This window comes from Mesorhizobium sp. WSM4976, from assembly GCF_029625685.1.
In the GTDB taxonomy this organism is placed as follows: domain Bacteria; phylum Pseudomonadota; class Alphaproteobacteria; order Rhizobiales; family Rhizobiaceae; genus Mesorhizobium.
Window position 1 is genome coordinate 48,719 of the sequence record NZ_JARTVT010000035.1, and the last position, 20,425, is coordinate 69,143.

The following is a 20,425-nucleotide window of genomic DNA, read 5'->3' on the forward strand; positions in this document are numbered from 1 at the left end:
TCCTCATTGCCGCATCGCCTTGCCTTCAGGGTCGTAGGGCGAGGCCGCGACGACGCGCGCCGGCCGTTCGACCCCGACAATGTGGACGGAAAGCTCGGTGCCCTCCCCGGTGAAATCGTCATCGAGCAACGCCAGGGCGACGCTCTTGCCGATCGAGTAGCCGTAGCCGCCGGAGGTCACGAAGCCGACGCGGCGGCCTTGATGCCAGACCGGTTCGAAGCCGCTGGCATCGGCGTCCACGGCATCCACCTCCAGCGTCACGATGCGCCGCGAGACACCGGCCTCGCGCTCTTTCAGCGCCGCGTCGCGGCCGATGAATTCGCCCTTGTCGAAAGCGATGAAGCGGTCGAGGCCGGTCTGGCCGGGTGTGTAGCCTTGCGTGAATTCGCGCGACCAGATGCCGAAACTCTTTTCGAGCCTGAGCGAATTCAGCGCGTAATAGCCGATCTCGGCAAGGCCGAGGTCTTCGCCGGCGGCAAGCAGCGTCTCGCGCAGCGTCGAATGCAGGGTGGCCGCGCAATTGATCTCGAAGCCGAGCTCGCCGGCGATGGACAGCCGTGCCACCCAGGCACGCACCATGCCGATGTCGAACACGCCGCAAGCCATGAAGGGCATCGCTTCGGCGGAAACGTCCTGATGCGTGGTGCGTTCGAGAATTTTTCGTGCGTTCGGTCCAGTGACCAGGAAACCGGATGTGGCATCGGAAATGTCGGTGACCTTAACGCCATCCGTCAGATGCACCTCGAACCAGCGCATATGAAATTCACGCAGGTAATAGGAACCCATGATCCAGTGTTCGCCGCCGCCCCAGTTGAGCACGGTGAGATCGCCCTTCAGCCTGCCGTTGGGCCCAAGCATCGGCGCCAGCTTGGCGCGGCAGGGCTTCGGCAGCCGGCAGGCGAGCAGCTTGTCGAGCCAGGCCTCGGCGCCCGGGCCGGATACGGCATAGCGCGAGAAGGCCGTGGTATCGACGAGGCCGGCGGCGCGGCGAACCTGCAGCACCTCGTCGCCGACGATGTCGAAGGCGTTGGAGCGCTTCAGCGTCGTCTCCTCACGGAATCCCATCGGCGCAAAATAGGCCGGTATCTCCAAGCCCCACGACGCCGTCCATTCGGCGCCGGCGGCGCTCATTCCGTCGTAGGCGCCGGGCCGCTTCAAGGGCCGGCCGGCAGGCAGGCGCTCGTTGGGGAAGGTCATGACGAAGCGGCGGGCATAGAACTGGCGCGTCGTTTGCCTGAGATACTCGCGGTTGGCGGCGAAGGCGCCATAGCGGGCGATGTCCATGCCGAAGATGTCGGCTTCCGGCTCGCCATGGATCATCCATTCGGCCAGCGACTTGCCGACGCCGCCGCCCTGGCTGAAGCCGGCCATCACACCGCAGGCGACCCAGTAGTTCTTCAAGCCCCGCAGCGGGCCGACCAGCGGATTGCCGTCGGGCGTGAAGGTGAAGGCGCCGTTCACCCATTTGCGGATGCCGGCCTTGGCCAGGCAGGGAAAGCGTTCATAGGCCTTGGCAAGCTCGGGGCTGATGCGATCGATATCCTCGGGGATCAGCTGAATGCCGTAATCCCAGGGCGCGCCGTCCATGTTCCAGTGTTTCGGGTTCTGCTCATAGACGCCGAGCAGCACGCCCCTGCGCTCCTGGCGAAGATAGGAGAAGCCGTCGAGATCGACGGCAAGGCCAAGCTCCTTGTCGAGGGCAGCGACCTCCGGAATGTCCTCGGTAACGAGATAATGGTGCTCCATCGGCGTCACCGGCAGGTCGACGCCGGCCATCAGCCCGACCTGCTTGGCCCAGAGGCCGCCGGCATTGACGATATGCTCGGCGACGATCGTGCCCTTCTCGGTGACGACGTCCCAGCCGCCGTCGGCGCGTTGCTTCAACTCGACGACGCGGTTGCGCAGGATGACATCCGCGCCACGCTTTCTGGCGGCGCCGGCATAGGCATGCGTGGTGCCATAAGGGTCGAGATGGCCTTCGTTGGAATCATAGAGACCGCCCAGCACGCCGCTGACATCGACGATCGGGCAGATCTCCTTGATCTCGTCAGGCGTCACCAGGCGGGCCGTCTCGATACCGACGGACTGGAACACCGCCCAGGCCGACTTCAGCCACTCCCAGCGCTGCGGATCGCTCGCCATGTTGACGCCGCCGGTCATGTGCAGGCCGGCATTCTGGCCGGATTCGGCCTCGATCTCCCGGTAGAGCTTGATCGTGTAGTCCTGCAGCGCCGCGACATTGGGATCGGCGTTGAGCGCGTGGAACCCGGCCGCCGCATGCCAGGTCGAGCCCGCCGTCAGCTCGGCGCGCTCGATCAGCGCCACATCGCTCCAGCCAAAACGCGTCAAGTGATAGAGCACCGAGGCGCCGACCACGCCTCCCCCGATGACCACCGCCCGGTAATGCGACTTCACGAGCCTCTCCCTCTCGTTGGAGGCTCTCAAGATATACGTCCCGTACACATGTGTCTAGACACTTCTGTCTAGAGCTTGCACGCTGCTCCGCGCCGTGCCACTTGTTGGTTCATGACCATAACCGCCCCGCAGGACGAGCCGACGCTCGGCAATATCAAAGTGACCCGCGCGGACTGGATCAATCTCGCGCTGCAGACGCTGATTTCCGACGGTATCGAGAGCGTGCGCGTGCTGACGCTGGGACAGAAGCTCGGCGTCTCGCGTTCGAGCTTCTACTGGTATTTCGAAAGCCGGCAGGATCTGCTCGACCAACTCCTCAAGCATTGGCACGAGACAAACACCACGGCGATCGTCGATCGGGCGCGCCGGCCGGCCGACACCATCATCATGGGTGTCATGAACGTGTTCGAATGCTGGGCCGACGAGCGCCTGTTCGATCCCAGGCTCGATTTCGCCGTCCGCGAATGGGCAAGGCGCTCGGACGACGTGCGGCGCATGATCGACAAGGCCGATGAGGAGCGACTGCTTGCCATTCGCGACATGTACCGCCGGCACGGCTATGAGAGCGAAGACGCCTTCATCCGCGCCCGCGTCCTTTACTACATGCAGATCGGCTACTACGTGCTCGACCTCAAGGAACCGGTCGAGGCGCGCGTCAGCCATCTCGCCGCCTATCTGCGCTCCTTCACCGGACTGGAGCCGAGCGAGGCGGATGTGGCGCATTTCATGCGCTTCATCGCGGCGCGGTGATATCGCAATGTCTGCTTTACGCAATTCCGGACGGAAAACCGCTACACACTTTTCCTTGAATGCTCCGGGCGCGATCAACCATGGCGTTCAACAATGCCTGGGTGTGGCTTCGCTGCCCTTGTGAGTGGTGCTAAAATGGTTGATTAGTCTGGCAGGGGGGCGCCCCGGAACTGCCACGGCTGTTTCGGGCGGAAGTGCCGGGGTGGAATTCTGGAATGGACAATCCCTCTAAACCACGCAGGAGAAGAGGCCGGATCGCTTCGGCGCTGCTCGCCGTGGACGCGTGGCTCGATACTTCGCTCTACGAGATCGGTTTCAAGGCACGCGAATTCTGGGAAGCGGCGACTATCTTTTCCCGCCGGTTCCGTGTGCATGGCTGGCGCCGCGCCATCATCGAGGTGCTGAGCGAGGGCTTCACCATGGGCGCCGGCGGCTTCGTGGTGCTTCTTGCGCTCGCCATGCCCGCCTTCGACATCACCACCGGCGACTGGCGCAACCAGGGCGACTTCGCTGTCACCTTCCTCGACCGCTACGGCAACGAGATCGGCCAGCGCGGCATCATCCAGCGCGATTCCGTGCCGGTCGACGAGATGCCGGACATCGTCATCAAGGCAGTGCTGGCGACCGAGGACCGGCGTTTCTTCGACCATTACGGCATCGATGTGCTGGGCCTGTCGCGCGCGCTCTTCGAGAATATGCGCGCCAATTCGGTGGTCCAGGGCGGCTCCAGCATCACGCAGCAGCTCGCCAAGAACCTGTTCCTGTCCAACGAGCGCACCCTCGAGCGCAAGATCAAGGAAGCCTTCCTGTCGCTGTGGCTGGAAGCGAACCTCTCCAAGAAGGAGATCCTGCAGCTCTATCTGGATCGCGCCTATATGGGCGGCGGCACGTTCGGCATCGAGGCGGCGGCGGATTTCTATTTCGGCAAGAGCGTCAAGGATCTGAGCCTTGCCGAGGCGGCAATGCTGGCCGGCCTGTTCAAGGCGCCGACCAAATACGCCCCGCACATCAACCTGCCGGCGGCGCGCGCCCGTGCCAATGTGGTGCTGTCCAACCTCGTCGACGCCGGCTTCATGACCGAAGGCCAGGTGCTGCAGGCGCGGCTGCATCCGGCCGACGTCGTCGACCGCGGCGAGCAGAAGAGCCCGGACTACTTCCTCGACTGGGCCTTCGACGAGGTCAAGAAGATCGCCAAGCCCGGCCAGCATTCGCTGGTCGCCCACACGACCTTCGACGCCAACATTCAGAAGGCGGCCGAGGAGTCGGTCGAGTTCCATCTGAGGCAGTTCGGCAAGGAATACAACGTCACCGAAGGCGCGGTGGTGGTGATCGAGACCAATGGCGCAGTGCGCGCCATCGTCGGCGGCCGCGACTACGGCGCAAGCCAGTTCAACCGCGCCACCAAGGCGTTGCGTCAGACCGGCTCATCTTTCAAGCCCTATGTCTATGCCACCGCGATGGAGCATGGCTTCACGCCGGATTCGGTGGTTTCGGGCGGCGCCATCAGCTGGGGCAACTGGTCGCCGCACAATTACAGCGGCGGATCGGCCGGCAACGTGACGCTGCTCACGGCGATCGCCAAGTCGATCAACACGGTGCCTGTGCGGCTCGCCAAGGACTACCTCGGCATCGCTCCGATCAAGGCGATGGCGGAATCGATGGGTGTCGAATCGCCGCTGGAATCGCACAAGACCATGGTGCTCGGCACATCCGGCATGACGGTGATGGACCAGGCGACCGGCTACAGCGTCTTTGCCCAGAACGGTTTCGTCGGCTCGCGTCACGGCATCACCCAGCTCGTGACCCGCACCGGCGAGGTGGTCTATGACTGGGCCAAGGACGCGCCGCCGCCACACCGCGTGCTGTCGGAAAAGGCTCTGAAATACATGAACACCATGCTGGCGGCGGTGCCGGTCATCGGGACGGCACGGCGCGCCCAGCTCCCGAACATCGTCGTCGCCGGCAAGACCGGCACCACGCAGTCCTACCGCGATGCCTGGTTCGTCGGCTTCACCGGCAATTACACGGCGGCCGTCTGGCTGGGCAATGACGACTTCACCGCAACCAACAAGATGACCGGCGGGTCGCTGCCGGCGATGGTGTGGCAGCGCCTGATGGTCTATGCGCACCAGAACATCGACCTGAAGCCTATCCCCGGTCTCGACCATCCGTTCGTCGACCCGGAGGTCGCGGCCAAGGCAGAGGCAGCGGCGAAGAAGGAAGCCGATGCCGCGGCGGCAGAGCCCGAGGCCGAACGCCCGCCGGTGCTTTCCAGCCGCACCACCCAGACGCTGAGGGACATGACCAAGGCGTTCCAGGCCGCGCCCGTGCTCGATGCGCCGGCCCTGCCGGAAACGCTTTCGGCGCTTTAGAACATGGTCCCGAACCGAAGGACCGCGATAGCGAAAAGTGGGAACCGGTTTTCGGATAAGATCATGCTCCAACAAGAAAATAGATCAGGACGACGTTTCGCTGAAACGTCGTCCTGATCTAGCGGCACATCGCGTGAAGCCGGCTTGCCACGGCACCCCACGCCGCGATATCCCGGGCAACCTCCTCTGTTTGCGGCTCTCATGCTCAAGAACGCCATCCTGACGCTGCTTTCGCTTGCAATAGCCATCGGGCTTGGCGGCTACAGCGTCTGGTATGCGCTCAACGCGCAGGATGGCGTCGGGGCGATCCGCATCGGCCCATGGACGGCCTTCCCCGAACTCGGGACTTTAGCCGCAGACCCCTATTCCAAGGCGCGCGTGGCGCGCGAGGGCGTGCTGGCGCTCGGCCGGGCCGAGGGGCTGGCCTTCGTCGCCGAGCGCGACGACGCCGGCCAGCCGCTGAAACGCGAATGCGCCTACACGATCGAAGGCGGTTATCCCACAGCCCGCTTCTGGACGCTCTACGCCGCCGACCAATCGCTTGGCGTGATCGACACCGGCAAGCAGAGGCAGGCGGCCCTGCAATCCTACGAAGTGCTGCGCCGGCCCGACAATTCCGTCGTCATTTCGGTCGGCAATCGCCCGGCCCCCGGCAACTGGCTGCTCACCGGCGGATCCGGCAAGATGTATTTCGTGCTGACCTTCTACGACACGCCGATCGCCTCGAGCACCGGCCTCTCCGACGTGACGCTGCCGCGCATATTGAAGGCGGGCTGCAATGCGTAGGCTGCTGCATGCCCTCATCCTCGGCCTGCTCGGCGCCGGCATCGTGCATATCGTTGTGCTGTTCCTGGTGCCGGAATTTTCTGAACGCGGTGCCTGGTCGCGGCTGGCGATGGCATCCGACCTCTACAAGATGACGCGGCTTGACGCCGAAGCCGGCGGCGCGCCGGTGGTGAAATCGGTCGATCCGCTGTTTTATGCCGCCGCCTGCCGCTTCGACCTTGCCGACGGCATTGTGCGGATCAAGGCGCCGGGCGACGTGCCGTTCTGGTCGGCCTCGGTCTATGACCGCGGTGGCCACAACATCTATTCCTTCAACGACCACAACGCCAATGGCGAGAAGCTCGATACGGTGGTGCTGACGCCGGCGCAGATGATCGACGTGCGGCGCGACCTTCCGCAGGATCTGCAAGGCGCGATCTTTGTCGAGGCGCCGATAGAGGAAGGCATCTTCGTCGTCCGCGCCTTCGTGCCGGACGAGAGCTGGAAGCCGATCGTGTCGCGCTTTCTCAAGCAGAGCAGCTGCGATTTGCAGGACTACTGAGAAAGACCAGCCCGTTCAGTGATGCGGATTGGCGGGTGGCGGGGAGCCCGGTTTGTCGGAACCGCTGTCGCCGGACCGGCCCGCATCGGCCTGCGGATGCAATTCATAACGGACGCCGGGGAAAATGATGACCGCCGCCGCCCTAGCGGTGTCGTGACTTGCTCTATTTACAGGTGCCGTTCGCGGCACAAAAGACAGGACCATGCCCATGGTTCGCGCATTCCTCTCGGCTTGACCGGAGCACAACGCAACGCCTCCAAAGTTGATTAAGGGGCGTAGAGGGTTAACGGAGCGCTAACGGATCGCGGCTAATTTGATGTTTGTTTTTCCTGAAGTTGCGAAACCGGCCCGGCCGGATTGCGCGGTTCGGGCGTGTGTCGAGTGTCGGGCGTATCCACCGTGTCATCTTCGGATTTCAGGCAAATCGCTATCCGGACCGAAGCGGGAAAGGCCGAAAGGCTGTTCCGCGCCGCGGTGTCGGCCTTCTGCTCGCTCACGCGCCCGTCGCGCCGCGAGATCGCCCAGCTCGAGGACCTGACGCTGCCGCTGTTCGATGAGGTCTCGGTCGAGTCGCGCCGCTATGTCGCCGCCGCCCTCTCCGAATGCGAATATGCGCCGACCGCATTGGTGCGGCGACTGGCCGAGGAGCCGGTCGAGATCGCGGCCCCCCTGCTCACCCGCTCCAACGCGCTGAGCGACGTCGACCTCATCGCGCTGATCGGCCGGCACGGGCTGCCGCATGCGCGCGCCATCGCGCGCCGCAAGGAGCTCAACCCCACGATCGCCGACCTGATCCGCGCGCTGGAAAGACCGACGCTGGTCAAGACGCGCCCGCCGGAAACGGTCACGAAGCTCACGCCGAAACCGGAACCCGTGGCCAAGGAGGACGCCGACCGTGCCGCGTCCGGCGAAGGGGCGGAGAACGCACGGCGCCGCCTGCGGTCGATGATGCGTCCGGCCGGCGACGCTGCCGATGTCAACAGCTTCCTCGGACAGCCGGCCTATGTGAGGCTGCGCGAGACGGCGCTGACCGGCAACGCGGCCTTCTTCCAGACCGCGCTTGCCGATGCGCTGGAGATCGACTTCGCGACGGCCCGCTCGGTAACCGGGCAGTCGGGTTATGCCGCACTGCTTGCGGCACTGCGCGCCCTGGACCTCAGCGAGGACAGGGCCTTTCTCATCGCGGTCGCGGTCTATCCCGGCGAGTTTCCGCATCCGCGGGCGATCCGGCTTTTCCTCGACCGCTACCGGCTGCTGCACCGCGAGGCGGCGCTGGACAAGGTCCGCGCCTGGAAGGCCGAGACGCTGTCACGGGCCATCCGCGACAAAGCGGTCGACACGGTCAGCACGGAGCGACGCGACACATCGAACAGCGTCGACGCGAGTTCCGGTCTCAAGGCCTCCTGATATGGTTTATTCGGCCTTCACCGAAAGAAGCTCCTCAACCGGAACGGCTCCCGCCTCGATCTCGACCACCCAGATGTCGGGATCGAATTTCTTCTCCCGCTCCAGCCGCGCATCCAACGCCGAGCCGTCCTCACCAGCACCAAGCAAGGTGAAGAAGCGCTCATCCGGCTTGGCTGAATCGTAGCTCGTCTGCGGCGCCGGCCCATAAAGAGCGACCTCTCCCATCCGCCCGCGCGACAGCACGAAGACGGTGCCTGCTTCGGTCGCGCCGCGCTTGACCACCGCGGCAAAGCCGCCGGCGCCGAAGACGCGGCGTACAAGGGCCGAGACCCACAGATCGGTGGTTACGCGCATGGGATCGTTCCGGATTACATGTGCGGTTCCTTACCGCAAGAATGAAGGAACCGAAACGATCGTTGCCGCGCTCAGTTCGTCAGGCCGATCTCGCGCATCTTGACGTACACCGCTTCGTCCGGCTCGCCGGTCTCCGGGAGGCCGAACAAGGCCTGAAATTCCTTGATCGCGGCCTTGGTGCGGGCGCCGACCTTGCCATCGAGCTGCATGTCGTTGTTGCCGAAAGCTTTCAGGCCCGCCTGGATCTTGACGATGCGGGCATCGGGCGATTGCGTGGCGCCATCGGCCGGGGCGGAAACCGGGATCACCGGCGGCTTGGCGGCGGAAGGGTTAGGGGCGCCGTCGGCCGGCCGCGGCACCGGGTGGGGAATCGCCGCCGTCGTCTGGCGGGTGCCAAGCTGGTCGAGCAGCGCGCCGTCGATCTCGCCCGAGCCCGGCAGCCCGACTTTCAGCTGATAGGCCTGGATTGCCTTGCGCGTTGCCGGTCCGGTGAGGCCATCGACCGTGCCGTCATAGAAATTGAGGTCCTTCAGGATGCCCTGCACCTGCTGGACGATCGGATCCGGCTTGGCCACCGGCTGTGCCGGCGGCTGGCGCACGATGTTTATGGTGGTCTCCGGCTCGTCCGAGACGGTATGGGGGAAATTCTCGATGCTGCGGGTGGCAAAGAAGGCGCTGGTGTGCGGAAAGGGCTGATACCAGAGCGCATTGGCCGAGACATAGAACAGCGTCACCAGGAAGGCGGTCGAGCCGCCGACCAGGACCGGGTTGCTTGCGATCAACTGGCCGACCGCGACCGCGCCTTCGGCAAGCACGCCGCGTTCGGGTTCGACGACCTTAGGCCGTTTTGCGGAGCGAGCCATTCCCCTCCCCATCTCTATCCCCCTTCGGCTTCGGCGCCGGCATGGCCAGCACGCCGGAAGGCGCACCGGCACGCCGCTTCGGGCCGCTCACCGGCAGGCCGATTGTAACCGTGGTGCCCTCACCCGGTGCGCTCTCGATCGACATCGTGCCCTCGTGCAGCGCCACCAGACCCTTGACCAGCGACAGGCCGAGCCCGGTTCCCTCGAAACGGCGCGTGTAGTCGTTCTGGATCTGCATGAACGGCTTGCCGAGATTGGCCATATCCTCCTCGGCAATGCCGATGCCGGTGTCGCTCACCCAGAAATGCAGGCGCGAGCCGACGCGCTTGGCGCCGATCACCACGCTGCCGCCATCGGGCGTGAACTTGACGGCGTTCGAAGCAAGATTGATCAGGATCTGCTGGACCGCGCGGCGGTCGGCATTGATCTCACCGGCATCCGGCGCGATCTGGGTGGCAAGAACGATGCCCTTGGCGTCGGCCAGCGGCCGCATCATCGAGCGGCACATGTCGACGGCCTCGACGAAACGGAACGTCTCCAGTTCGGTCGCATAAGCGCCCGCCTCGATGCGCGAGACGTCGAGGATCGAGGTGACGACGGACAGAAGGTGCTGGCCGGACTCCCTGACCAGGCCGACATATTCCTTCTGGCGCGGATCGTTGAAGGCGCCAAACATCTCATGCAGCAGCATGTCGGAAAAGCCGATGATGGCGTTGAGAGGCGTGCGCAGCTCGTGGCTGACCACGGCCAGGAAGCGGCCCTTGGCCACTTCGGCGGCCGCGGCGGCCTCCCTGGCTTCCGCAAGCTCCTCGCGCAGCGCCGCCACATCGTCGTTCTCGCGCAGGACCAGCATGAAGACCTCGGGGTCGGCTTCGCCGCGCAGCAAGTCGAGACTGAACGGACGGAAGTTATCGGCCGCGGAGGACCCCTCGCGCGGCAAGCGGATGCGCAGCTCAAGCCGGCGCTTCGGGGCTCCCTCGCGCATGTCGGCCAAGGCAGTGAGATAGGCGACGCGGTCGGACAGATGAACGCGGTCGAACAGGCCGGTGCCGAGCAGGAGCTCCGGCGCCAATTTCAGCACCGAACGCGCCTTGGCGGATGCGTCGAGCACTTCGCCCTGGCGCCCGGCGCGCAGCACGACGGCGTCGATCACATCCTCGAGACGATCGCCGGCGGGCTCCGCCGGCCGCAGGCCGGCAGGATTGGCGAAGGCGGCGGCGCGCGGCAACAATGTCAGCGCCCAGGCCAGCGGCAGCAGCCAGTGCCAGGCGGCGATTTCGCCGAGCGGCAGGATCTGGTCGGCAAAGGGCTGGAGAACGATCGCGGCAACCGCCGCCAGCACGCCCGACAGCGCGGCGCGCCGCGACCCGGAGACCCACCAGGTTTCGACCGGCAATGCGAGGCCAAGCAGCGCGACCGGCGAGGCCAGTCCCCCGGCCGCCGCTATCGCGCCGGCAAGGGCAAGGCTGCCCAAGGCGACCGCCATGCGGCCGGCGAGCGCCATGTGGCCGGTGGCGGCGACCAGAAGCGCGGCGAACCAGCACAGGCCGAAAGCGGCAAAAATGGCGGCTATGGTGACGGCCGCGCCGAGGCTCGAAGTCACCAGTGTCACCGCGGCACCCGCGGCAAGGAAGGGCGCGGCGAGCATGACGCCGATGAAGCGACGCTGGCGCAGGCGGTCCGCCTCACCCGTCACGGTGGGGTGAACCAAGCGTTCGCAGCCGGCGGCAACCGCGCCAGGCAATTGAACGTATCTGGCTGAAATAGAACTCAACGCACGCGTACCCGGTCTTAAAAAACCCTGCCTGGCAGGTGACTCGTCAATCGGCTTGAAACTCGCATCCAGCGTTTAAGGAATGGATAAGGCTGGCGAAGCGGGCGACCGCCCCAGGGCAAATATTGTGATGCCGGCGCCGCAAAGCGCGCCGAGTTGGCGCCATGGTAAACGGCGCGTTAGCCGCGAGGCCTGTGCCAAAACGGACCTAAACCTGACGTGGCTAATTTCTATCTGGAATAAAATCGAGTAATTACAATTCGATATATGGTTATTGTAAAGTTAATGCCGTCAATGAGATTCGACACAAGTCCGCTTCAAAACCAATCCTTTCGAATTTGTCTAAAATTTTAGGAAAATTCGCGGCTTCGATGCAAGCCGTCCTTTGCGTGACCGTGCCATTATCGTGCCCATAAAAGAGGTCATGCCGATGGATGCATGATCCGTCACGGATGGATACCGATCCATCCCGCACGAGAGGCAAGTAAGATGGGCTTTCTGATCAGGATGGCTTTCTGGTTTTCGCTGGTGCTGCTGGCGCTGCCGCTCGGCGTCGGCCCGGGCGAGAACGGCCAGCAGAGCGTCGGGCCGATCCAGGCGCTATTTGCGGCGCGCGAGGCGGTGGGCGACATTGCAGGGCTCTGCGAGCGCAAGCCAGATGTCTGCGAAACCGGCAAATCGGCCATGTACACCATTACAGTCCGGGCCCAGGAAACGGCCAAGATCGCCGCCGCCATGATCGACGACAAATCAGAGCAGGCAGGCGCGGCCGAGACGAAGGTTGCGGACACGGCCAAGATGACCACCGGCAGCGTCGCCGAGGACATCGTACTGCCCGCCAAGGTCAACATACCAGTGCTGTTGACTTCCAAGAACTGAGACAATCTTCAGCCGCCACTTGGCTACGCCGCGGGCCCGTCCGACCTCTCGACGCCCGCGGCGTCTTTCTTTTTACGTGACGCGGCCGCGCCGCGCCACTATATGCGGGCCATGACCACGTCGATCCAGACGATCCGCGACGACTTTTCCCTCCTCGACGAGTGGGAGGACCGCTATCGCTACGTGATCGAGCTTGGCGAGAACCTGCCACCTTTCCCCGAGGAAGACCGCACCGCCGCGAACAAGGTGCCCGGCTGCGTGAGCCAAGTGTGGCTCACCACCGAGCAGGGAGCGGGCGCCGATCCGGTGATCAGCTTCCAGGGCGATTCCGACGCCCATATCGTACGCGGCCTCGTCGCCATCATGCTGGCATTGTTCTCGGGCCGGCGGGCAAGCGAGATCCAGAGAACCGACGCCGAAGCGACGCTGAAGGAGCTCGGGCTTGACGAGCATCTGTCGCCGCAGCGCGCCAATGGCCTGCGTTCGATGGTCAAGCGCATCAAACGCGACGCGGAAGCAGCGTTGAAGCAGACCGCCTGATCCAGCTCATATCGTCTTCGCTATCCAGAAAAGCAAAACGGCGCCTTTGCGGCGCCGTCGAACTTTGCCTGAGAACTAAGCCGATCAGCGGCCCTTGCGCTTGCGGCCAAGCCCCATCTTCTTGGCGAGCTGCGAGCGGGCAGCCGCGTAATTGGGGGCGACCATCGGATAGTTGGGGTCCAGGCCCCACTTCTCGCGGTATTCTTCCGGCGTGAGATTGTAGTGGGTCATCAGGTGCCGCTTCAGCGACTTGAACTTCTTTCCGTCCTCGAGACAGACAATGTAGTCGTCATGGACAGAGCGCTTGGGATTGACGGCCGGCTTCTGCTTCTCGGCCGACGGCTGCTCCGGCGAGCCGCCAACGCGGCCCAACGCGGCATGGACGTCGGCGATAAGGTTGGGCAGTTCCCCAACAGGCACCGGGTTGTTGCTGACATAGGCGGCGACGACATCGGCGGTCAGCTCGATTAGCGCATCACCGTTTTTCGAAGGTGTTTCGACGATTTCCATAATGCTCAGGCCCCAACGAGAGTTTTCTAAAACTGCGCCCATTTTTCAGAATCGGGCATCGCGCGAATTTCATTCAGGAACGCCCTGCGATTCGCGTCAGGTCATCTTAATGGCGCCGCATTGCAAGTAAGTCAATTCGCATATTGAATTATATTGGCCGATATTCATCAAATATTGCCGTTTGAGCTTCAAAAATTCGTGCGGTGTGTAACTTCGTGAGATTCTTCTGGCCAGACCAGCATGCCGTGACGTTGCGTCATCCATCTGTTAGACATCCGATCGCCGCTCCACGTGGCTCGCGATGCTTGACCAATGCTTGGGCGCCTGTTGCGCCAGCACCGTGAATCCTGTGGCGCAACGAACCGCAGGGAACTCCTTGCCGGCCGGACCGACAGGCGAGGCGACGCGATCCGTCAATATGGCGCGATGTATTTGCCGTAGACCCAGCCGGTGACGAAATGGCCATTCTGCGCCGGGTCGTGCCACACCTCGCACCAGCGATAGCGGATCGCCTGACGCTGCTTCCATTGCGGCTGCCGGGAAATGTCGAGCAGATTTACGCCGCCGGTGCAGCGGCCGGTCATCTGCAGCACGGCGCTGTTCGGGTAGGCGGCCTGTTTTTGCGATGCGTTGGAGGGATGCTTTCGCGCGTTGAGCGTGTCGCCGAACGGGACGCCCGCCACTTGCCAGGCGGCAAAGACGGTTGCATGAGACGGGCTGGAAAAAGCCAGACTCGCCGCGAGGACGGCGACGGATATTGCGATAGCCACACAGGATTTCATCTTTCCCCCTTCAACTTGGCTTCTGTTGACCATCTTGAGCCGCGCCCCTTGAACCGCCGCTGAGGGGCATGTTCATTCATCATTCAAGCAAATTCCCAGCGAGACGTAATGACCAGAACTCCCGCATTCCCGACCGCCAACCCGCCGACGCCTGAGAAACATCCGGTCTCCGTCACCCATCACGGCATTACCCGCAGCGACGACTATGCCTGGATGCGGGCCGACAACTGGCAGGCCGTGTTCCGGGATCCTTCCCTGCTCGACGGCCGGATCCGTGGCCATCTCGAGGCTGAAAACGCCTATCAGGCCGCGCTGATGGCCGGCACGACCGACTTGCGCGGCAAACTCTTTGCCGAGATGAAGGGCCGTATCAAGGAAGACGACTCGAGCGTGCCGATGAAGGACGGGCCCTACGCCTATGGCTCTTCCTTCCGGCAGGGCGGCGAGCAGCCGCGCTATTTCCGCACCTCGCGCGACGGCGGCAGCGAAGAAATCCTGCTCGACGGCGACGCGGAGGCCGAGGGCAAGGCCTATTTCAGGCTCGGCGGCGTCGACCATTCCGCGGACCACAAGAAGCTGATCTGGGCGTACGATGACAAGGGCTCGGAATTCTTCACGCTAAGCGTGCGCGATCTCGCGAGCGGCAAGGACCTTGCAGACCAGATTCCGGATACGGGCGGCGGCGGGGTTTGGAGTGCCGGTGACGACGGCTTCTTCTACACCCGCCTCGACGACAACCATCGCCCATCGAAAGTGTTCTTCCACGCACTTGGCGACAAGCCCGAGAACGACCGCCTAATCTATGAGGAAACCGATCCGGGCTTCTTCATGGATGTCAGTGGCACGCGTGCCAATGACTGGATCATGATCGGCATCAACGACCATGAGACTTCGGAATCCCGGCTGCTGCCGGCCAATGATCCATCGGCCGAGCCGAAGCTGGTGGCGGTGCGGGAGAACGGCCTGCAATACGACCTGGAAGAAGGCGGCGACGTCTTCTTCATCCTCACCAACGCCGATGGCGCCAAGGACTTCAAGATCATGACAGCGCCTGTCGGCAACCCGGTGCGCGCCAACTGGCATGAATTGGTGCCGCACGAGCCGGGACGGCTGATCCTGTCAGTGCTTGGTTTCAAGCATCACATGGTCAGGCTGGAGCGCAAGGACGGTCTGCCGCGGATCGTCGTGCGCGAGCGCGCCAGCGGCGAGGAGCATTTCATCACCTTCGACGAGGAGGCTTTCTCGCTCGGCCTCTCCGGCTCCTACGAATACGACACCGAGACGATGCGCTTCACCTATTCATCGATGACGACGCCGGCGCAGGTGTTCGACTACAATATGCGCAGCCGCGAGCGCGTGCTCCTGAAGACGCAGGAAGTGCCCTCCGGCCACGATCCCGAGCACTATGTCACGCGCCGGCTGATGGCCCCCGCGGCCGATGGCGAGCTAGTGCCCATCTCGCTGCTCTACCATCGCGACACGCCGCTGGACGGCTCGGCACCATGCCTGCTTTACGGCTACGGCTCCTACGGCATCGCGGTGCCTTCAGCCTTCAATACCAACTGCCTTTCGCTGGTGGACCGCGGCTTCGTCTATGCCATCGCGCATGTGCGCGGCGGCAAGGACAAGGGCTATGGCTGGTACGAGGACGGCAAGCGGGCGAAGAAGATGAACACCTTCACCGATTTCATCGCCTGCGCCCGCCATCTCGTCGCCGAGCGTTACACACGGCACGACCGCATCGTCGCGCAGGGCGGCTCCGCCGGCGGCATGCTGATGGGGGTGATCGCCAACTTGGCCCCGGAAAGCTTCGGCGGCATCGTCGCCGAGGTGCCCTTCGTCGACGTGCTCACCACCATGCTCGACGCCAGCCTGCCGCTGACGCCGCCGGAATGGCCGGAATGGGGCAACCCGATCGCGTCCGCCGACGACTACAAGACGATCGCGGCCTATTCGCCCTACGATAATGTCGCGGCGCTCGACTATCCGCCGATCCTTGCGCTGGCGGGCCTGACCGATCCGCGGGTCACCTACTGGGAGCCGGCGAAATGGGTGGCGCGGCTGCGCGAACGCAAGAGGGGCGGCAACCCGGTCCTGTTCAAGATCAATATGGAATCCGGCCATGCCGGCGCGTCGGGCCGCTTCTCGCGGCTGGAGGAGATCGCCTACATTTACGCCTATGCCCTGAAAGTGACCGGGAAGACCTGATTTTCCACTCGCAATTGACAAGGCCGCGCGTTACGCAATGCTCTGCTTTTTTGGACGTGGTCCTTGGGCCGCGCCGACAGCTCATTCACAAGGTTCTTCATGCTGCTCGTCGACGTCTATCTCGACAAATCGCCCATCCAGGGCATCGGCGTCTTCGCCAAACACCGCATTCCAAAGGGCACGCTGATCTGGAAGCTCGACCCAAGGTTCGACCGGCGTATTCCCGTCGACACCTATGAAGGCGAAAGCGGACCGGTGAAGTCCTATCTCGATCGCTATTCCTATCCGGACCGGCGCGATCCCAACTACATCGTCTTCGAGGCGGATGACGCCCGTTACATGAACCACGCCGACGAGCCGAACTGCGACGTCTCCTCACCCGAGGAAACCTACGCGCTGCGCGACATCGCGCCCGGCGAGGAACTGACCTGCGACTACAACCACTTCTTTGAAAACGGCTTCGATTTCCTGGGCGACCGCCACCCGTAACTATCCCGACGCAATTCCCGACGGAAAACCACCGCACATTTTTCCTGGAATTACTCTGATCAACTCGCCGGCTTGCGCGCCGGGTAGCCGTTGGGGCGCGGCGGGATCGCCTTCAGATAGGCGGCGATCGCTGCGCGGTCGTCGGCTGTCAGTTGAGCCATGTTCTTTTGCACCTCGACCATGGCCCCGCCAACGGAATCGAAATCGGGCGTGAAGCCGGTCTCGAGATAGTTGGCGATGTCAGCTTCCGACCAGCTCTTGATGCTCTTCCCCTCGGGGGTGATGTTCGGCACGATGCCCGACCCTTCGGCGGCCACGGCGCCTGCCAGCCAGTCCCCCTTCTTGATGCCGCCGGCGAAATCGCGCGGCGTGTGACATTCGCCGCAATGGCCAGGTCCCTCGACCAGGTAGCGGCCGGCCAGCACCTTGTCGGGCGTGCCGTCGGGCAGCGCGATCACCGGGTCGGGGCTGAGATAGAGCCATTTCCACATGCCGATGCCGCGGCGGATGGTGAAGGGGAAGGAAAGCTTGTGGTCCGGCGCCTTGCCGGCGACCGCCGGCAGCGTCTTCATGAAAGCGTAGAGATCGGCGATGTCGGCCGGCTTCATGCGCGCGTAGGACGCATAGGGAAAGGCCGGATAGAAATGCTCGCCGGAAGGCGAAACCCCTCTCAGCATGGCGTTGGCGAAGTCCGTCTCGCTCCAGGCGCCGATGCCGTCCTTCCGGTCCTGCGAGATGTTGGGCGGAACGAAGGTGCCGAACGGCGTCTTCAGTTCCAGTCCGCCGGCCAGCTGCAGCCGGGCCTCGCCCTCTGCGCCAGGCTTGGAATGGCAGGAGGCACAGCCGCCTGCATAGAAGATCCGCTTGCCCCTGGCGGCGTCGCCGGGGCCGAGCTGCGCGATGGCTCCGGCGTCTAGCCTGACCGGCGCCGACAGCGCCCAGCCGGCGGCGGCCGCCGCGCCGCCAAGCACGATGACGGCGCCGACGAGCTTCTTCAGCCAGGCCATCGCCGGCGATCAGCCCTTCTTGATCCTGTAGCTCTGATGGCAGGCGCCGCAATCGCCGCCAAGGGTGTTGAGCTGCGCCTTCAGGCCATCGACATCGCCCGGCGGCGAGGCGACCGCTTCCTTGGTGTTGGCCAGGAACTTGTCCTCGGCGGCCTTGAAGCCGGCCATGTCTTCCCAGATCTTCGGCGCGGCGGCGGTGTCGCCCTTGTCGGAGCCGGCCGGGAAAAGCTTTTCGGCATCGAACTTCTCGGCATTGGCCTGCAGGGCCTTCAGCGTCGTCAGCACGGCGGCCGCGTCGAAATCCTCCTCGCCCTTGACCACCTTGGCCAACTGGCCGGCGAGCTGGCCGCGCTCCTTCATCAAGGCCCGGCGCTCCTGGATCGGATCGGCAAAGGCGGCCGAACCGGCAAAGGCGAGCATAGAGATGGCGAGGACAAGCTTTCTCATTCAATTGGCTCCGTAGATGAAGAGATTGGGGGACTACGGCATTTCACCGTGAAATGGTGAAATGCTCTATCTCCTTATTGGCGCAATTCCGGACGGAAAACCGTTTCGCGCTTCTCCTGGAATTGCTCTGAACGTTAACGGGCGTCACAGCGGGATTATTCCCTTTCGTCGTTACGATTTTGGGGCTTGCCGTTTCCCCTGCCCGAAAAGAAAAGCCCCGGCGTGCCGGGGCTTTTCATCAAAAATCGCTCAGCCTTTACAGCGCCGGGCACCTTCCGGCGCGCAAAGGACGCTGTAACGCTTTGATTCTGCGCATGATCCTTTCCGAAAATCGATGTCGATTTTCGCGGTCATGCGCGGGCCTTTTCGTACATCTCCAGGACATGGTCCCAGTTGATCAGGCTGTCGACGAAGGCTTCGAGATATTTCGGCCGCGCGTTACGGTAGTCGATGTAATAGGAGTGCTCCCAGACGTCGACGCCGAGGATCGGCACGCCGCCATGGACGAGCGGGTTCTCGCCGTTCGGAGTCTTGGAGATTTCCAGCTTGCCGTTCTTGACCGAGACCCAGGCCCAGCCCGAGCCGAACTGGGTGGTACCGGCGGCGATGAAATCCGCCTTGAACTTGTCGTAGCCGCCGAGATCGCTATCGAAAGCCTTCTGCAGCGCGCCCGGCAGCTTGTTGCCGCCGCCGCCCTTCTTCATCCATTTCCAGAAATGGATGTGGTTGTAGTGCTGGGCCGCGTTGTTGAAGAGTCCGGCATTCTTGCCGAAGGACTGCTTCACGACCTCTTCGACCGACAGGTCGCCCATTCCGGCCTCGGCGGCCAGCTTGTTGCCGTTGTCGACATAGGCCTTATGGTGCTTGTCGTGGTGATACTCCAGCGTCTCCTTCGACATGTAAGGCTGCAGGGCCTCGTAGTCGTAAGGCAAAGCGGGCAACTCAAAAGCCATGGATGGTACTCCCTCGAGGAAAAAGTCCGGTGATATTACCGAGCTAAGATAGGTCTGGAATGGGTCGGGGCAACTCCGGAATGGAGCGCCGAGCGACTTTTTAGAGCAATTCCGGGAAAAGTGTGAAACGGTTTTCCGCCCGGAATTGCGGAAACAAGGAGATGGAGCGGTTTGCCGTTTTCGCGAAACGGGGAGCCGCTCATGCGGCTCAAGCGGCGGACGTCGAATGCGCCCAGTCCCAATAGAGTTCGCGCGCCTTCTTGGCCACGGGCCCGGGCTGCAGGTCGCGGCTCTCGATGCGCGTGACCGGCACGACCTTGGAGTGGTTGCCGGTCGAGAAGATTTCGTCAGCCTCGAGAAAATCGCGAATCGAGAGCGTCTTCTCGATGGTCCTGAAGCCGTAGTCGCCAAGCAAGTTGATGGTGCGAGAGCGGGTGATGCCCGCCAGGAAGGTGCCGTTCGGGGTGGGCGTCATCACATGGCCGTCCTTGACCAGGAAGATGTTGGACGTGCCGGTCTCAGCGACATTGCCCAGCATGTCGAGCACGAGCGCATTGTCGAAGCCGCGATTCTTGGCCTCCAGGATGGCGCGGCCGTTGTTGGGATAGAGGCAGCCCGCCTTGGCATTGGTCGGCATGGTCTCGATGGTCGGGCGCCGGAACGGCGAGACGCCGATCGAAAAGCCGGACGGCGGAATCATCGGCGATTCGTACAGGCAGAGGCAGAAGCGGGTCGAATCCGGATCGGCAGGCACTCCCATATAGCCGCCATGCTCGGCCCAATACATCGGCCTGATATAGACCGCCGTCTTGCCGTCGAATTTCTTCAGGCCGTCCCAGGTCAGGCCGACAATCTCTTCCGTCGTCATCGACGGCTTCAGGCCAAGCGCCGACGCCGATGCATTGACGCGGGCGGAGTGAAGCTCGAGGTCGGGCGCCACGCCTTCGAACCAGCGGCCGCCATCGAAGACGCTCGTGCCGAGCCACATGGCATGGCTGCGCGGTCCCAGGATCGCGACATTGCCCTCATACCAGTCGCCGTCCACATAGGTCCAAGTCGCGGTTTGCGCCGCCGTCGCCAGTGTCATGTTTGCCGTCCAGATCGATGACTTCAGGCCGGCATAGGACGATGCCTTGGCGGCCGGCGTCAACCGGCATGGGCGAAAATCGTTGAGGCCAGTAGCACTTACAGAGCGTCACCCGAGTCTGGTGACCCTCTGTAGGTCTTTTGTTTGATGACGAAACCGCGACACACTTTTGGGCGACAACGCATTAACAGGCTGCGGAAAAACCGGAGCGGTGAGGCCGTTTCGCGTTTGGTTGATGCGAGATCGGCTTATGCGAGGGTC

At 63.5% G+C, this 20,425-nt stretch carries 19 protein-coding genes; 9 read left to right on the forward strand and 10 right to left on the reverse strand.

All coding sequences use genetic code 11. From position 1 onward, the window contains the following. Positions 1 to 3 precede the first annotated feature (3 nt). Positions 4 to 2,415 carry an FAD-dependent oxidoreductase gene (locus tag P9272_RS31275; protein WP_278163849.1) on the reverse strand — a complete coding sequence of 804 codons (2,412 nt, stop codon included), beginning with the start codon at positions 2,413 to 2,415 and terminating at the stop codon, positions 4 to 6. A gap of 111 nt (positions 2,416 to 2,526) precedes the next feature. Between P9272_RS31275 and P9272_RS31280 the strand changes: the two genes are divergently transcribed. From P9272_RS31280 to P9272_RS31300, 5 genes are all read left to right on the forward strand, one after another. Next, positions 2,527 to 3,165 carry a TetR/AcrR family transcriptional regulator gene (locus P9272_RS31280; protein WP_278163851.1) on the forward strand — a complete coding sequence of 213 codons (639 nt, stop codon included), beginning with the start codon at positions 2,527 to 2,529 and terminating at the stop codon, positions 3,163 to 3,165. A gap of 215 nt (positions 3,166 to 3,380) precedes the next feature. Continuing rightward, the gene (locus P9272_RS31285; RefSeq protein WP_128257560.1) at positions 3,381 to 5,537 is read left to right on the forward strand and encodes a penicillin-binding protein 1A; all 2,157 of its coding nucleotides are present in this window, start codon (positions 3,381 to 3,383) and stop codon (positions 5,535 to 5,537) included. Between the two features lie 201 nt (positions 5,538 to 5,738). Further along, positions 5,739 to 6,323, forward strand: coding sequence for a DUF1214 domain-containing protein (locus P9272_RS31290; protein WP_278163853.1), 585 nt, complete (start codon positions 5,739 to 5,741; stop codon positions 6,321 to 6,323). Further along, positions 6,316 to 6,864 (forward strand): DUF1254 domain-containing protein, encoded by a 549-nt coding sequence (locus P9272_RS31295; protein WP_278163855.1) that lies wholly within the window; start codon positions 6,316 to 6,318, stop codon positions 6,862 to 6,864. Before P9272_RS31290 ends, P9272_RS31295 begins: the two co-directional genes overlap by 8 nt. Positions 6,865 to 7,263: 399 nt before the next feature. After that, entirely contained in the window at positions 7,264 to 8,271 is a 1,008-nt protein-coding gene (locus tag P9272_RS31300; RefSeq protein WP_278163857.1) for a DUF2336 domain-containing protein, read from the forward strand. Positions 8,272 to 8,277: 6 nt separating this feature from the next. Here the strand turns inward: P9272_RS31300 and P9272_RS31305 are convergent, their stop codons facing one another. The 3 genes from P9272_RS31305 to P9272_RS31315 form a co-directional block, all read right to left on the reverse strand. After that, a complete protein-coding gene (locus P9272_RS31305; protein ID WP_278163859.1) occupies positions 8,278 to 8,625 on the reverse strand; it encodes a DUF1491 family protein in 348 nt (115 codons plus the stop codon). 71 nt (positions 8,626 to 8,696) lie between these two features. Further along, positions 8,697 to 9,488 (reverse strand): peptidoglycan-binding protein, encoded by a 792-nt coding sequence (locus P9272_RS31310; RefSeq protein ID WP_128257554.1) that lies wholly within the window; start codon positions 9,486 to 9,488, stop codon positions 8,697 to 8,699. Next, positions 9,463 to 11,199 (reverse strand): PAS domain-containing sensor histidine kinase, encoded by a 1,737-nt coding sequence (locus tag P9272_RS31315; protein WP_278163863.1) that lies wholly within the window; start codon positions 11,197 to 11,199, stop codon positions 9,463 to 9,465. Before P9272_RS31315 ends, P9272_RS31310 begins: the two co-directional genes overlap by 26 nt. 552 nt (positions 11,200 to 11,751) lie before the next feature. Here P9272_RS31315 and P9272_RS31320 point away from each other — a divergent pair. After that, a complete protein-coding gene (locus P9272_RS31320; RefSeq protein WP_128257552.1) occupies positions 11,752 to 12,141 on the forward strand; it encodes a DUF5330 domain-containing protein in 390 nt (129 codons plus the stop codon). A 111-nt stretch (positions 12,142 to 12,252) separates the two neighbouring features. Continuing rightward, on the forward strand, positions 12,253 to 12,681 hold the full coding sequence (locus tag P9272_RS31325; protein WP_278163865.1) for a SufE family protein: 429 nt from the start codon (positions 12,253 to 12,255) through the stop codon (positions 12,679 to 12,681). 84 nt (positions 12,682 to 12,765) lie between these two features. Here P9272_RS31325 and P9272_RS31330 read toward each other — a convergent pair whose 3' ends face one another. Both P9272_RS31330 and P9272_RS31335 read right to left on the reverse strand, forming a co-directional pair. After that, the gene (locus P9272_RS31330) at positions 12,766 to 13,191 is read right to left on the reverse strand and encodes a MucR family transcriptional regulator (protein WP_128257550.1); all 426 of its coding nucleotides are present in this window, start codon (positions 13,189 to 13,191) and stop codon (positions 12,766 to 12,768) included. Positions 13,192 to 13,604: 413 nt separating this feature from the next. After that, a complete protein-coding gene (locus P9272_RS31335) occupies positions 13,605 to 13,973 on the reverse strand; it encodes an SH3 domain-containing protein (protein WP_128257549.1) in 369 nt (122 codons plus the stop codon). Positions 13,974 to 14,081: 108 nt separating this feature from the next. Between P9272_RS31335 and P9272_RS31340 the strand changes: the two genes are divergently transcribed. Continuing rightward, positions 14,082 to 16,181, forward strand: coding sequence for a S9 family peptidase (locus tag P9272_RS31340; RefSeq protein ID WP_278163869.1), 2,100 nt, complete (start codon positions 14,082 to 14,084; stop codon positions 16,179 to 16,181). Between the two features lie 99 nt (positions 16,182 to 16,280). Further along, entirely contained in the window at positions 16,281 to 16,670 is a 390-nt protein-coding gene (locus P9272_RS31345; RefSeq protein ID WP_128257777.1) for an SET domain-containing protein-lysine N-methyltransferase, read from the forward strand. Positions 16,671 to 16,729: 59 nt separating this feature from the next. On the opposite strand, the gene P9272_RS31350 is transcribed toward P9272_RS31345, so the two are convergent. From P9272_RS31350 to P9272_RS31365, 4 genes are all read right to left on the reverse strand, one after another. Further along, the gene (locus tag P9272_RS31350; RefSeq protein ID WP_278163872.1) at positions 16,730 to 17,677 is read right to left on the reverse strand and encodes a cytochrome c; all 948 of its coding nucleotides are present in this window, start codon (positions 17,675 to 17,677) and stop codon (positions 16,730 to 16,732) included. A 9-nt stretch (positions 17,678 to 17,686) separates the two neighbouring features. Further along, entirely contained in the window at positions 17,687 to 18,124 is a 438-nt protein-coding gene (locus P9272_RS31355) for a cytochrome c (RefSeq protein WP_128257546.1), read from the reverse strand. 350 nt (positions 18,125 to 18,474) lie between these two features. Continuing rightward, on the reverse strand, positions 18,475 to 19,077 hold the full coding sequence (locus tag P9272_RS31360) for a superoxide dismutase (RefSeq protein ID WP_278163874.1): 603 nt from the start codon (positions 19,075 to 19,077) through the stop codon (positions 18,475 to 18,477). A gap of 208 nt (positions 19,078 to 19,285) precedes the next feature. Further along, on the reverse strand, positions 19,286 to 20,164 hold the full coding sequence (locus tag P9272_RS31365; protein ID WP_278163876.1) for a branched-chain amino acid aminotransferase: 879 nt from the start codon (positions 20,162 to 20,164) through the stop codon (positions 19,286 to 19,288). Positions 20,165 to 20,425: the final 261 nt, after the last annotated feature.